Genomic DNA, 13,841 nt, shown 5'->3' with positions numbered 1-13,841 from the left:
AGGCTTCTATGATGAAAAAACAGAAAATAATGCTGTACCGTATTATCGCAGCGGCAGTTATTTATGTTCCTCTTTTTGTACTGGAACATATGGGAAAACTGGAATTTCAGTCCGAAATTCCGGTGCAGTTTTTGTTATTTATGATACCTTATCTGATCGTGGGATGGGACATCATTTACCGGGCTGTGCGCAATATCAGTCATGGTCAGGTATTTGATGAGAATTTTCTGATGTGTATAGCAACGTTTGGTGCACTTGGAGTAAAGGAATATTCGGAAGCGGTAGCGGTTATGTTGTTCTATCAGATCGGGGAGTTATTCCAGAGTTATGCAGTCAATCGTTCCCGCCAGTCAATCAGTGCAATGATGGATATCTGTCCGGAATATGCGAATATTGAAGAAGACGGAAAGCTCAAACAGGTTGATCCGGATGATGTAGAGATTGGTACAGAGATCGTCATCAAAGCAGGAGAGAGAGTTCCTCTCGATGGTGTGGTTGTATCGGGAACATCCTTTGTAGATACTTCTGCACTGACCGGAGAGTCGGTTCCGCGAGAAGTAACAGAAGGTTCCGAGATTATCAGCGGTTGTGTAAATGGAAGCGGACTTCTTAAGGTGCGCACAACGAAAGAGTTTGATGATTCTACAGTTGCGAAGATTCTGGAACTGGTTGAAAATGCCAGCAGCAAAAAGGCACATGTAGAAAACTTCATTACAAAGTTTGCAAAATACTATACGCCGATCGTGGTTTGTGCGGCAGTTGTACTTGCATTCCTTCCACCAATCATTCTTGGCGGTGGATTTGCAGAATGGATTCAGAGAGCATGTATTTTCCTTGTAATCTCCTGCCCATGTGCACTGGTGATCTCTGTTCCACTTGGTTTTTTTGGAGGAATCGGAGCAGCATCCAAACAGGGCGTTCTGGTAAAGGGAAGCAATTATCTGGAAGCACTCTCTGAGATGAAAACGATTGTATTTGATAAGACTGGTACACTGACAAAAGGTGAATTCGTTGTATCAGAAGTTATTCCGAACGGATGGGAAAAAGAAGGACTTCTTGAAGTGGCAGCCCTTGCGGAAGGCTATTCCGATCATCCAATCTCAGCAGCACTCAAGAAAGCGTACGAAGAAGCGGAGCTTGGTGAGTTGTCCATGGACAGGGTGGAACAGGCTGAAGAAATCGCCGGACACGGAATCAAGGCAAAGATCGACGGAAGAGTTGTCTATGCCGGAAATGCAAAGCTGATGGAAGAAAAAGGCGTGGAATATGAGCCATGCACAGTCCCTGGTACGGTCGTATATCTGGCGGCTGAAAAAGAATTCCTCGGGACCATTGTAATTTCTGATACGGTCAAACCGGAAGCCAAACGTGCGATCGCGCAGCTCAAACAAAGCGGTGTCAAAAAGACAGTTATGCTTACCGGTGACAGAAAAGATGTCGGTGAAGCAGTAGCAGAAAGCCTTGGAATCGATGAAGTCTACACAGATCTCCTTCCGGGGGATAAGGTAGATAAGGTTGAAGCACTTCTCGGAGAACTCGGTGAGAAAGAAAAGCTCGGTTTTGTTGGTGATGGTATCAATGATGCACCGGTACTCTCCAGAGCTGATATCGGAATCGCAATGGGAAGCATGGGATCCGATGCAGCAATCGAAGCCGCAGATGTTGTTCTGATGGATGATAATATCCTTAAGATATCCTCCATTATGAGAATTGCAGGAAAAACTCTCCAGATCGTACATCAGAATATCGTCTTTGCCCTCGGTGTCAAAGTTCTGGTCCTCATCCTGGGAGCCCTCGGCATGGCCAATATGTGGGAAGCCGTCTTTGCCGATGTAGGAGTATCCGTAATCGCAATCCTGAACTCCATGAGGACACTGAAAGTAAAATAGATGTCAAAAGCATAATGTAAAACAAGAAAGAATTATCCTTAACGTGATGGGGATAATTCTTTTTTGTTTCATAGGAAATTCCAAAGGAATTTCCTATGAAATAAAAGGCACTGCGTGCCGGAGATGCGCACTCGCACGAAGATGAAGAATGTCGCAAGCGACCGCGCTCGGCGCGAGAATGTGCCGAGGCACATTCTTTCTTATTGCTATAGAAAACGTACCGGGGCTACTGGTCTGGTTCTCACCAATAAAGTAGAAGGGCAAAGCAGCAGAAATAAATGGGATAAATTCTATTTTGTGCAATGGAGATGAAACTCAAAAATCGTGGAAGCCTCTGCTGAACACGATTTTCGCCCTAAGAGGTTCATCGGAATGGTTTGCACAACTTGAATTTATCCCATTTATTTCTGTTGCTTTGCCACACTAATTTATTCTACTTGCATTTTTGTCAGCGACAGTGTAAAATGACAAAACGGATTAGAATAGTGAAACCAAGAAGGGAGATACAAGATGGAACTGTTTATAGATATACTAAAAGATACAACAATTGACACTGTAAAACTGATACCTTTCCTTTTTCTGACATACCTTGCGATGGAATATCTGGAGAATAAAGCCGGTCAGAAGACGGTGCGGATGCTTCTTGGAGCAGGGAAAAAAGGACCTGTGATCGGTGGGATCCTGGGCGTTGTTCCGCAGTGCGGATTTTCGGCAGCAGCAGCAAATCTGTATTCCGGTGGAGTCATCACAGTTGGAACGATGATCGCTGTTTTTCTGTCTACATCAGATGAGATGCTTCCGATCCTGATCTCAGAGCAGGTGGATGTCCGTAAGATCATGGCAATTTTAATCGGAAAGATCATCGTTGGTATTGTTGCAGGGATTCTGGTTGATATCGGAGTGCGGGTGCTAGGCAAAGGATACCAGAGAGGGCTGCACATTCATGATATCTGTGAGCATGACCACTGTCACTGTGAAGAAGGAAGCATTGTAAAATCAGCACTCATCCATTCGGTACAGATTCTGGTATTTATATATGTAATTTCTTTTGCGTTAAATGCAGTTGTGGAGTGGATTGGAATGGAAGAGGTCATGAACGTGGTGACGCATTATCCAATTGCCGGAATTTTTCTGGCTGGTCTTGTCGGTCTGATTCCGAACTGCGCAGCTTCTATTACAATTACGAAATTTTATCTTGAGGGAGTCTTAAATGTCGGCAGTATGTTTGCCGGACTTTTGTCATGTGCCGGAATCGGACTGATCGTGCTTTTTAAGACGAACCATAGTTGGAAGAAGAATGTGATGATCGTCGCAACACTTTACGGAATCAGTGTAGTGTGCGGAATTATAGTGGAAATCTTGTTTGGAATGTAGTACAATATCCTTATATGCCGCAGAAGCCTAAAAGGAACGAAAGAAGTGGATTTGAGATGGCTAAAAAAGGATTTATTGCAGAATTCAAAGAGTTTATTGCAAGGGGAAATGTAATGGATCTTGCAGTCGGCGTTATTATTGGTGGTGCATTCCAGTCGATTGTGAATTCTCTTGTAAATGATATGATCATGCCGGTGATCAGTCTTCTGACTGGTGGGGTCAATTTTTCCAACTGGGTGATCCGGATCGGATCTGGTGAGAATGACACGATCAAATATGGCAATTTTATTACAGCGGTGATCAACTTTCTTCTGATGGCACTTGTTATTTTTTGTTTTGTAAAAGTGATGAACAATCTTGCTTCAAGAACAGAAAAGCTGCTTAAGAAGGAGGAAGAAGCACCGGCAGCACCGGCTACGAAGATCTGCCCGTACTGCATGTCAGAAATCCCGATCGCGGCAACCAGATGTGCATACTGTACATCTGAGCTTCCGGCTGAGGATACGGACAAAGAAGAATAAAGAAAAGACAGGAATAATACGACAGAGAGGAACATAAAAACAATGGAGAAAATTATTTTAACAGGTGACAGACCAACCGGACGGCTTCATGTCGGACATTATGTTGGATCCTTAAAGCGAAGAGTAGAACTGCAGAATTCCGGAGAATATGACAAGATCTTTATCATGATCGCAGATGCACAGGCACTGACTGATAATGCAGATAACCCGGAAAAGGTACGTCAGAATATTATTGAGGTTGCACTGGATTATCTGTCATGCGGACTGGATCCGGAGAAATCCACGATTTTCATCCAGTCACAGGTACCGGAACTGACAGAACTTTCTTTTTATTATATGAATCTGGTTACGGTATCCCGTCTTCAGAGAAACCCAACGGTTAAATCGGAGATCCAGATGCGTAATTTTGAAGCAAGTATTCCGGTAGGATTCTTTACTTATCCGATCAGCCAGGCAGCAGATATCACAGCGTTTAAGGCAACGACTGTACCGGTAGGTGAGGATCAGCTTCCGATGATCGAACAGTGCCGTGAGATCGTACACAAATTCAACAGTGTATATGGAGAAGCATTGGTTATGCCGAAAGCGCTGATTCCGGAGAACGAAAGCTGTTGCCGTCTTCCTGGAACGGATGGAAAAGCAAAGATGAGTAAATCCCTTGGTAACTGTATTTATCTGTCTGATTCTGAGGAAGAAGTAAGACAGAAGATCATGGGAATGTATACAGATCCGAATCATTTGAAGGTATCTGATCCGGGACAGGTAGAAGGGAATTCCGTTTTCACTTATCTGGATGCATTCTGTACAGATGAACATTTTGAAAAATATCTGCCGGATTATAAGAATCTGGATGAATTGAAGGATCATTACAGACGTGGTGGACTTGGTGACGTTAAGGTTAAGAAGTTCCTGAATGCGGTTATGCAGGAAGAGCTTGCACCAATCCGTGCAAGAAGAAAAGAACTGGAGAAGAAGATTCCGGAGATCTACGAGATCCTTCATAAAGGAAGTATTGAAGCTGAAAAAGTGGCAGCACAGACTTTAAATGAAGTAAAAGATGCGATGAAGATCAACTATTTTGAAGATCAGCAGCTGATCCAGGAACAGACAGCAAGATTTGCAGAATAAAGAAAGGCTTTAAGCCGGAGGAGAGATAATAATTATGGGTAAATATTTCGGAACAGATGGATTCCGTGGAGAAGCCAATGTAGTACTGACGGTAGAGCATGCGTTTAAGGTAGGACGTTATCTTGGCTGGTATTACGGACAGGAACACAAGGCAAGAATCGTGATCGGTAAAGATACCAGAAGAAGCAGCTATATGTTTGAATATGCACTGGCGGCAGGACTTACTGCGTCAGGAGCAGATGCATATCTTCTTCATGTGACGACAACTCCAAGCGTGTCTTACGTGGTAAGAACCGAAGATTTTGACTGCGGAATCATGATTTCTGCAAGCCATAACCCGTACTATGATAATGGAATCAAAGTGATCAACAGTAAAGGTCAGAAGCTGGAAGCAGAAGTAGAAGCCAAAGTGGAAGCTTATATTGATGGGGAATCCGGAGAAATTCCGCTTGCTAAAAAAGAGGCGATCGGAAGAACCGTAGATTATGCAGCAGGAAGAAACCGTTATATCGGACATTTGATCAGTCTGGCAACCCGTTCTTTTAAAGAGGTGAAAGTCGGACTGGATTGTTCCAACGGAAGTTCTTCAAGTATTGCCAAAAGCGTATTTGATGCACTTGGAGCAAAAACTTATGTGATCAATAATGAGCCGGATGGAACCAATATCAACACAAATTGCGGTTCTACACATATTAACGTGCTCCAGGAATATGTAAAAGAAAATGGTCTGGATGTCGGATTTGCATACGATGGAGATGCGGATCGCTGTATCGCTGTTGATGAGAATGGAAATGTTGTTGATGGGGATCTGATCCTTTATGTGTGTGGCAAATATATGAAAGAACATGGTCAGTTAAAAGACGATACCATCGTTACTACTATCATGTCGAATCTTGGACTTTATAAGGCATGCGACAAGATTGGCATGAAGTACGAAAAGACACAGGTCGGCGATAAATATGTCTATGAGAACATGGTCAAGAATGGATTTATGCTGGGCGGTGAACAGTCCGGACATATTATTTTCAGTAAGCATGCGACGACAGGAGATGGTATTCTGACTTCTCTGATGCTGATGGAAGTTATCATGGAGACCAAACAGTCCCTCGGACAGCTGACAGAAGAAGTGAAGATCTATCCACAGCTTCTGAAAAATGTGCGTGTGGCAGATAAGAAGACAGCAAGGGAGAATCCGGAAGTAGTCAAAGCAGTCGATGCAGTTGCAGAAGCACTTGGAGATGACGGAAGAATCCTTGTCCGTGAAAGTGGAACGGAACCGGTAATCCGTGTCATGGTTGAAGCGGCGACGGACGAGCTTTGCGAAAAGTATGTGACTCAGGTAATCGATGTGATTGAAAAAGAAGGACTCATCGTAGAATAAAAAATCTGAAATAGAATCGTGCAGAAAAGGATAGCTTGCAGATGAAAGTCTGTGGGGCTATCCTTTTTAGTTTGCGAACCATAGTCTGGATGTTTGAAAAATATTATTTGAATAATAAAGAAAAATGTTCTGCCGGTATAGATTTTCTATATTTTGACATGCTATTAAAAAAACATGGAGGAAAAAGAAATGGAGGAAATGTTTTGTTTTCAATGTCAGCAGACCGCTCATAACACGGGCTGCGAAGGGCATGCAGGTGTATGTGGGAAAAAGTCGGATACAGCAAATCTTCAAGATGAACTGACTGGTGAACTGATCCGGCTGGCAAGGGCGGTTACTGAAAATGAAAGAAGCAGATCTTCGGATGAACTGATGTTAAAAGGTCTGTTTACCACGATTACAAATGTAAATTTCAACAGTGATACAGTGAAAAAACTGTCAGATGAGATTAGAGAAGAAGCAGAAAACAGAAAATCAGGAAAAGAAGCTTATAATGTACAGAAGATCTGGGAGGCACCGGAAGATATCCGTTCGTTAAAGTCATTGATCTTGTTTGGCTTACGAGGAACTGCGGCATATGCTTATCATGCATGGGCACTGGGATATGTGGATGCGGAGATTATGAATTTCTTTTATAAAGGAATGAGGATTCTGGGAGAAGAAAAAGGGATGGAAGAACTGCTTCCGGTAGTCATAGAAACCGGTAAAATCAACCTGCGCTGCATGGAACTTCTGGATAAAGCAAACACGGAAAGCTATGGAAATCCAATTCCGACAGAAGTTCCGCTTACGATAGAAAAGGGACCGTTTATTGTAGTCAGTGGTCATGATCTGCATGATATGAAGCTGCTTCTGGAGCAGACCAAAGATAAAGGCATCAATATTTATACGCACAGTGAAATGCTTCCGGCACACGGATATCCAAAATTAAAGGAATATCCGCATTTGAAAGGCAATTTCGGAACGGCCTGGCAGAGTCAGCAATTTGAGTTCCATAATATTCCTGCGCCAATTTTATTTACGACAAATTGTCTGATGCCGGTCAGACAGAGCTATGCAGACCGGGTGTTTACAACTTCGGTGGTGTCTTATCCGGAGATGGTTCATATTGGTGCGGACAAAGATTTTACGCCGGTTATTGCAAAAGCATTGGAATGCGGTGGATATCCGGAAGATCATCCGATGACAGGGATTAATGGAGGAACAACCGTGATGACCGGATTTGCACACAACGCAGTTCTGGAAAATGCAGGAAAGATTGTGGATTTGGTAAAGCAGGGGAAAATCAGGCATTTCTTTCTGATCGGAGGCTGTGATGGCGCAGCACCAGGTCGGAGCTACTATACGGAATTTGCGAAAAAGACACCGATGGATACGATCATCCTGACGCTGGCATGTGGAAAATACAGATTGAATGATCTGAGGCTCGGAGAAATTGAGGGGATTCCAAGAATTTTGGATATGGGACAGTGTAATGATGCGTACAGTGCGATTAAAGTTGCAATTGCTCTTGCAGAAGCGTTTGAGTGTGAGGTAAATGAACTTCCACTGTCTATGATCCTGTCATGGTATGAACAGAAAGCGGTTGCGATTCTGCTGACACTTCTGGCGCTCGGAATCAAAAATATTTACCTGGGTCCGACGCTTCCGGCGTTTGTGTCACCGAATGTTCTGAATTACCTGGTACAAGAGTATCAGATTACCCCGATCAGTACAGTAGATGAGGATCTGAAGAAAATTTTAGGTTGAAGAGGTTTGAACGTGAGAGAAAGAAATCGGAAATAAGAAATGAAAAGCATTACTTCTGAAACGGAAAGCACAAAAAAGTGTGAGTAAGAAGAGGTAGTGCTTTTTTACATACTGTTTCCTTTACAAAAAGTGTCGTCTGTGCTAACATGAATATAACAATGGCGATGCCGGTACAATAGAAAAAGGAGTGCGTTTTATGCTGATTGAAATTGATTTTAACAGTGATGAGGCGATTTATATACAGCTCAGGAATCAGATCATTATGGGAATTGCCACTTCGACGATTCATGAAGGAGATACTTTGCCGTCTGTGAGACAGCTGGCAGATAATATCGGAATCAATATGCATACAGTGAATAAGGCATACAATGTCCTGCGGCAGGAAGGTTTCCTTCAGCTTGACAGACGAAGAGGTGCGGTGATCTGTATTGATGAAGATAAGCTGGAAGCTTTGCAGGATCTGAAAGAGCAGCTTCGGGTACTTCTGGCAAAAGGAAGTTGCAAAAACATTACGAAAGAAGAAGTTCATGAACTGGTAGACGAGATCTATGCAGATTATGAACAGAGATAGATTGAAAAAAGGAGACTAAAATTATATGGCAGAAAAGCAATATACAAGGCAGGCGCAGGAAGCGCTGAATATGGCACGGAAGATTGCAGCCGAACTGAAGCATCCATATGTTGGGACAGAACATCTTCTTTTCGGGCTTAAGAGGGTTTTTACCGGAGTTGCAGGGCAGGTGCTTGATAAGAATAAAGTCGATGAAGAACAGATGGAAAAAGCAATGGATATCCTTGTATCTGCTCCTGAGGCAGCTAAGAAGGAAAGAAAGCATCTGGAGTACAGTCCGAGACTTCGATATATTCTGGAAGAAAGCCAGAATGAGGCAGTGCAGCTTGCATCTGAAAAAGTCGGAACCGAACATCTTCTGCTTACAATGCTCAAAGATGGAGATTGTGTGGCTACCCGTATGTTGATGACCCTGAATGTAAATATTCAAAAACTTTTTCAGGATCTTCTGCTTGCGGCGGGAATCGATCCGAAAGAGTATATGGAAAATCAGAAGGATGGGGAAACTGTTGGCGGAATTATAGACCAGTACAGTACGGATCTGACACAGGAAGCAAGAGAAGGAAAGCTGGATCCGGTTATTGGACGTGAAAAAGAAATTGCACGTATCATGGAGATCCTGAGCAGACGGACCAAGAATAATCCGTGCCTTGTGGGAGAGCCGGGAGTCGGTAAGACAGCAATCGTGGAAGGACTTGCAAGACAGATCGCGGAAGGAATTGTTCCGGAAAGCATGAAAGATAAGCGGATCATGGTGCTGGATCTTCCGGGGATGATTGCAGGTTCCAAGTATCGTGGCGAATTTGAAGAGCGCATGAAAAAACTGATCCGTGAGGTAAAGACGGCGGGCAATATTATCCTTTTCTTAGATGAACTTCATACCATTATCGGTGCCGGTGGTGCAGAGGGCGCGATTGATGCATCCAATATTCTGAAACCATCTCTGGCAAGAGGGGAGATGCAGCTGATCGGTGCAACAACTCTTACGGAATACCGCAAGTATATTGAGAAGGATGCGGCTCTGGAAAGAAGATTCCAGCCGGTTACGGTTGAAGAACCGACAGAAGACGAGTGTATCCGGATCCTGGAAGGCCTGAAAGAAAAATATGAGGCTCATCATGATGTAGAGATCGAAGAGGATGCGTTGAAAGCGGCAGTACATATGTCATGCCGTTATATCAATGACCGTTTCCTTCCGGATAAGGCAATTGATGTGTTGGATGAAAGCTGTTCAAAAGTAAAACTTCGTGGATTTAAAGTGCCGGAGAATATTGTTGGGACAGAAATCCGCTGTGGAAAGCTGGAGCAGGAAAAAGAAGCGGCGCTGAAAGCAGGAGATATTGAAAAAGCATCGGAGCTCCATAGAGAACAGAAGGAAGCAGAAAAGAAATTAGAGCAGGCGAAAAAGCGTTTCAATAAAAAGAATGAAAAGAAAAAAGTTCCGGTAACTGAAGAAGATGTTGCGGATGTAATTTCCATGTGGACACGAATCCCGGTAACAAGACTGAATGAATCTGAGAGCGAACGCCTGAAAAAGCTGGATAAAACACTAGAGAAGCGTGTGATTGGTCAGGAAGAGGCAATCCAGGCACTTTCCAAAGCGGTAAAACGAGGAAGAGTGGGATTGAAAGATCCGGCACGTCCGATTGGTTCATTCTTATTCCTTGGTCCTACAGGTGTCGGAAAGACAGAGCTTTCCAAAGCTCTTGCAGAAGCACTCTTTGGCAATGAAGAGGATATGATCCGGGTAGATATGTCCGAATATATGGAGAAGCACAGTGTATCCAAGATGATCGGATCGCCTCCGGGGTATGTGGGACATGAGGATGGCGGACAGCTCAGCGAAAAAGTACGCAGAAATCCATATTCTGTCATTTTGTTTGATGAGATTGAGAAAGCACATCCGGATGTGTTTAATATTTTACTTCAGGTACTGGATGACGGACATATTACGGATTCGCAGGGAAGAAAAGTAGATTTTCGCAATACGGTTATCATTATGACGTCCAATGCAGGTGCCAAGGCAATCATTGAACCGAAGAAGCTTGGATTTACCCAGCAGGAAGACCAGAAGGCGGATTACAAGCGTATGAAAGCAAATGTGATGGACGAAGTAAAGCAGTTATTCCGCCCAGAGTTCCTGAACCGTATTGATGAGATCATCGTATTCCATCCGCTGAATGAGGACAATATGAAGAAGATCGTAGGGCTGATGTGTAAAGAAGTTGTGCAGAGAGCAAAAGAGCAGCTTGAAATTACATTGGTTGTGCGTGATTCTGTGAAGAAGCATATTGTTGAGACCGGAAGTGACAAGAAGTATGGTGCAAGACCGCTGAGAAGGGCAGTGCAGAGCCAGCTTGAAGACAAACTTGCAGAAGCACTTTTGAATGGTGAGATCAAACGTGGAGACCATGTGGAAGCCGGTATTTCTAAAAAGGAAATAAAATTTACAGTCAGAGAGATAAACAGCTAGCAAAAGAAGAAGTTTTATTATATAATAAGAAAAACGGTTCGGATGTGGAAAATTCACAGTCCACAAGTCGAAAGAGAAAGACCATTAGGAGGATTTGAACAATGACAGTAGTCAAAGAGCTTATCAGAAGTGAATTAGACGGAACACTCAGTTTCGGTGATTACACTCTGGATACAAAGACAAAAAAGGATGGATTTGAATTTCAGGGAGATATATATAAAGTAAAGACATTCAAAGAGATTACAAAGCTTGAAAAGAATGGAATGTTCGTATATGAATCTGTTCCGGGAACTGCAGTAGAGCATTTTGAAGTATCAGAAGATGTGATCTCATTCAAGGTATCAGGGACAGGAGATGCACAGATCACACTGGAACTTGAACCGGATACAGATTATATCGTATATATGAATGATATGAATGTTGGTGATATGAAGACAAACTTAAGCGCAAAGCTTAGTGTAAGTGCGGAACTTGGAAAAGAAAGCGTTGAGATCAAGGTTGTAAGAAAGTAGGACAATGATTACAGCAAGAGTTGTTTGAAGTACATAGGTATTTAAGAAAAGTAAAAGAGTCTGCTTCGGCAGGCTCTTTCTTTACCGAAAGTGTATAAACTGGGAACAGGCAAGAGAAGCAGTTGGTAATTTTTTAAGATAGATAAGGAGATGGAATATGGCGAAGGCAAAAAAGTCGGTTTTTTTCTGCCAGAATTGTGGGCATGAAGAATCAAAATGGCTGGGGCAGTGCCCAATGTGCAAGGAATGGAACTCTTTCGTGGAAGAGTGTGTGACAACGTCGAATACGGCAGCAGTTAAAGCGGCAAAAGAGATTCGTATTGTACCATTGTCAGAAGTAAAGACAGAGAATGAAGAGCGGGTGACAACCGAGATTAAAGAACTGGATCGTGTACTGGGAGGCGGAATCGTACCGGGTTCCCTGATTCTGGTAGGCGGTGATCCGGGAATCGGTAAGTCAACGCTGCTCCTGCAGGTGTGTCAGAAACTGGCAAAAAAAGAACGAAAGGTTTTGTACATATCAGGGGAAGAATCGCTTCGCCAGATTAAATTGCGTGCACAGAGGATGGGAGAATTTAATGATCATCTGCTTTTGCTTTGTGAGACTAATCTGGAACTGATCCGCAATGTGATTGAAAAGGAAAAACCAGATACCGTGATCATTGATTCTATTCAGACAATGTACAGTGAAGAAGTCGGTTCCGCACCTGGAAGTGTGTCGCAGGTCAGAGAGGCAACAAATACGCTGATGCAGCTTGCAAAAGGGCTTGGGATTTCGATTTTTATTGTCGGACATGTTACAAAAGAAGGAACTGTCGCCGGTCCAAGAGTATTGGAACATATGGTAGATACGGTTCTGTATTTTGAAGGAGACAGGCATGCATCTTACCGGATTCTTCGCGGAGTGAAAAATCGTTTTGGTTCGACGAATGAGATTGGTGTATTTGAAATGCGAAGAGATGGTCTTCGGGAGGTGGAAAATCCGTCAGAATTTATGCTGAATGGGCGCCCGGAAAATGCATCTGGATCTGTTGTGGCATGTTCTATGGAAGGAACACGTCCGATCTTGCTGGAAATCCAGGCACTGGTATGCGAAAGCAATTTTGGAATGCCAAGAAGAACAGCAGCAGGAACAGATTACAACAGGGTGAACCTTCTGATGGCGGTTTTGGAAAAAAGGATTGGATATCATCTTGGAAATTATGATGCCTATGTGAATATTGCTGGAGGTATCAAGATCAATGAACCCGCGATAGACCTTGGAATCGTGATGGCGATCGTATCAAGCTATAAGAACAGACCATTTGATGAACGGACGATTGTGTTTGGAGAAGTTGGATTAAGTGGAGAAGTCCGGGCGGTAAATATGCCGGAACAGCGGGTGGCAGAGGCGAAGAAGCTTGGATTTGAGACGTGTATTGTGCCGGAAGTATCTCTGGATAGCGTGAAGAGTATTGGTGGGATCAAAATCATTGGAGTGAAAAGCATTAACGAGGCAATCGGACTGATTGAGTAGGAGAACATGTAAAGAGGAAACAGGATAGATGTGATAATTTCTGTTCCCTCTTTTACATAGCAATGATGTTGGAGTCAAAAGGTATTTTGACCCCTTTGATACCAGATTGCTACGTGCTTTGCACTCTCGCAATCCTCAAAAACATTCGTAATCCGCTCATTTTTCTTTGAAAAATGGCTACTTACTCATGTTTTTGGCGGGTCAAGAGGTCAAAAATCCTCTTGCAAGCAAGCTTGCATCGGCTTTCTGACCTTTTGACCCTGGTATCATAGTAATTACGAAATTATAAAAGTTAAAGGTCTTTAAAGATTTCGATTCTGGCGAGTAAGGAAATAGCTTACTTAAACGGAAGACTGAACTGAAGCACAAAAATGTCAGAATATTCTGAATTGTACAAAATGCAAAAACAACATTGACAATTCCGGAAAGGCGTGGTAAGATACCATATGTTCGCTGGCCGAGACAGAGACTAAGGAGTGGCATGCAGAGGCAGAGCGGATGAAAAATAAAAAAGTTTTGCATAAAAATTCGAGCATGAGTATGGGAATATTCAGACGAAAACTTTGAAAAAAGTAAATTGCAAAAAGAAATCAAAAAGCTGTTGACAAGCCTTGATGAATATGCTATTCTAAATAAGTTGTCGCGTGAGGAATTGCTTCACAACAGCGAAAAAAGAAATAAAAAAGTTGTTGACAAACATGAAACGCTTTGATATAATATAAAAGCT

General features: G+C 43.0%; 10 protein-coding genes. All 10 read left to right on the top strand.

Translation table 11 applies throughout. From position 1 onward, the window contains the following. Nucleotides 1-8: 8 nt before the first annotated feature. The 10 genes from PGY05_RS05395 (at nucleotide 9) to radA (ending at nucleotide 13,114) form a co-directional block, all read left to right on the top strand. Nucleotides 9-1,889, top strand: a complete 1,881-nt coding sequence (locus PGY05_RS05395; RefSeq protein WP_055156101.1) for a heavy metal translocating P-type ATPase — start codon at nucleotides 9-11, stop codon at nucleotides 1,887-1,889. 510 nt (nucleotides 1,890-2,399) lie between these two features. After that, a complete protein-coding gene (locus tag PGY05_RS05390; RefSeq protein WP_270475466.1) occupies nucleotides 2,400-3,263 on the top strand; it encodes a putative manganese transporter in 864 nt (287 codons plus the stop codon). A 56-nt stretch (nucleotides 3,264-3,319) separates the two neighbouring features. After that, nucleotides 3,320-3,784 (top strand): large conductance mechanosensitive channel protein MscL, encoded by a 465-nt coding sequence (gene mscL, locus PGY05_RS05385; RefSeq protein ID WP_022220518.1) that lies wholly within the window; start codon nucleotides 3,320-3,322, stop codon nucleotides 3,782-3,784. A gap of 42 nt (nucleotides 3,785-3,826) precedes the next feature. Further along, entirely contained in the window at nucleotides 3,827-4,912 is a 1,086-nt protein-coding gene (gene trpS, locus PGY05_RS05380) for a tryptophan--tRNA ligase (protein ID WP_117557040.1), read from the top strand. Between the two features lie 34 nt (nucleotides 4,913-4,946). Then, nucleotides 4,947-6,293, top strand: a complete 1,347-nt coding sequence (gene glmM, locus PGY05_RS05375) for a phosphoglucosamine mutase (protein WP_055156102.1) — start codon at nucleotides 4,947-4,949, stop codon at nucleotides 6,291-6,293. Nucleotides 6,294-6,491: 198 nt separating this feature from the next. Beyond that, nucleotides 6,492-8,042 (top strand): hydroxylamine reductase, encoded by a 1,551-nt coding sequence (gene hcp, locus PGY05_RS05370; protein WP_442872495.1) that lies wholly within the window; start codon nucleotides 6,492-6,494, stop codon nucleotides 8,040-8,042. Nucleotides 8,043-8,238: 196 nt separating this feature from the next. Then, nucleotides 8,239-8,613, top strand: coding sequence for a GntR family transcriptional regulator (locus PGY05_RS05365; RefSeq protein WP_008368566.1), 375 nt, complete (start codon nucleotides 8,239-8,241; stop codon nucleotides 8,611-8,613). A 25-nt stretch (nucleotides 8,614-8,638) separates the two neighbouring features. Then, nucleotides 8,639-11,086 carry an ATP-dependent Clp protease ATP-binding subunit gene (locus PGY05_RS05360; protein ID WP_270475464.1) on the top strand — a complete coding sequence of 816 codons (2,448 nt, stop codon included), beginning with the start codon at nucleotides 8,639-8,641 and terminating at the stop codon, nucleotides 11,084-11,086. A 101-nt stretch (nucleotides 11,087-11,187) separates the two neighbouring features. Continuing rightward, entirely contained in the window at nucleotides 11,188-11,598 is a 411-nt protein-coding gene (locus tag PGY05_RS05355; protein ID WP_008368562.1) for a hypothetical protein, read from the top strand. Nucleotides 11,599-11,755: 157 nt separating this feature from the next. Further along, nucleotides 11,756-13,114 carry a DNA repair protein RadA gene (gene radA / locus PGY05_RS05350; RefSeq protein ID WP_055156105.1) on the top strand — a complete coding sequence of 453 codons (1,359 nt, stop codon included), beginning with the start codon at nucleotides 11,756-11,758 and terminating at the stop codon, nucleotides 13,112-13,114. The last annotated feature ends 727 nt before the right edge of the window (nucleotides 13,115-13,841 follow it).

The sequence above is a fragment of the Coprococcus sp. AF51-11b1 genome (assembly GCF_027682785.1).
Lineage (GTDB): Bacteria > Bacillota > Clostridia > Lachnospirales > Lachnospiraceae > Allocoprococcus > Allocoprococcus comes.
Note: the sequence above shows the minus strand (reverse complement) of the source record. Positions and strands in the feature narration are given on the sequence as shown.

What these genes read in the sequence shown, in the direction of transcription:
- PGY05_RS05395 (WP_055156101.1), top strand. Translation starts at nt 9, where the DNA reads ATGATGAAAAAACAGAAAATAATGCTGTACCGTATTATCGCAGCGGCA.
- PGY05_RS05390 (WP_270475466.1), top strand. Translation starts at nt 2,400, where the DNA reads ATGGAACTGTTTATAGATATACTAAAAGATACAACAATTGACACTGTA.
- mscL (WP_022220518.1), top strand. Translation starts at nt 3,320, where the DNA reads ATGGCTAAAAAAGGATTTATTGCAGAATTCAAAGAGTTTATTGCAAGG.
- trpS (WP_117557040.1), top strand. Translation starts at nt 3,827, where the DNA reads ATGGAGAAAATTATTTTAACAGGTGACAGACCAACCGGACGGCTTCAT.
- glmM (WP_055156102.1), top strand. Translation starts at nt 4,947, where the DNA reads ATGGGTAAATATTTCGGAACAGATGGATTCCGTGGAGAAGCCAATGTA.
- hcp (WP_442872495.1), top strand. Translation starts at nt 6,492, where the DNA reads ATGTTTTGTTTTCAATGTCAGCAGACCGCTCATAACACGGGCTGCGAA.
- PGY05_RS05365 (WP_008368566.1), top strand. Translation starts at nt 8,239, where the DNA reads ATGCTGATTGAAATTGATTTTAACAGTGATGAGGCGATTTATATACAG.
- PGY05_RS05360 (WP_270475464.1), top strand. Translation starts at nt 8,639, where the DNA reads ATGGCAGAAAAGCAATATACAAGGCAGGCGCAGGAAGCGCTGAATATG.
- PGY05_RS05355 (WP_008368562.1), top strand. Translation starts at nt 11,188, where the DNA reads ATGACAGTAGTCAAAGAGCTTATCAGAAGTGAATTAGACGGAACACTC.
- radA (WP_055156105.1), top strand. Translation starts at nt 11,756, where the DNA reads ATGGCGAAGGCAAAAAAGTCGGTTTTTTTCTGCCAGAATTGTGGGCAT.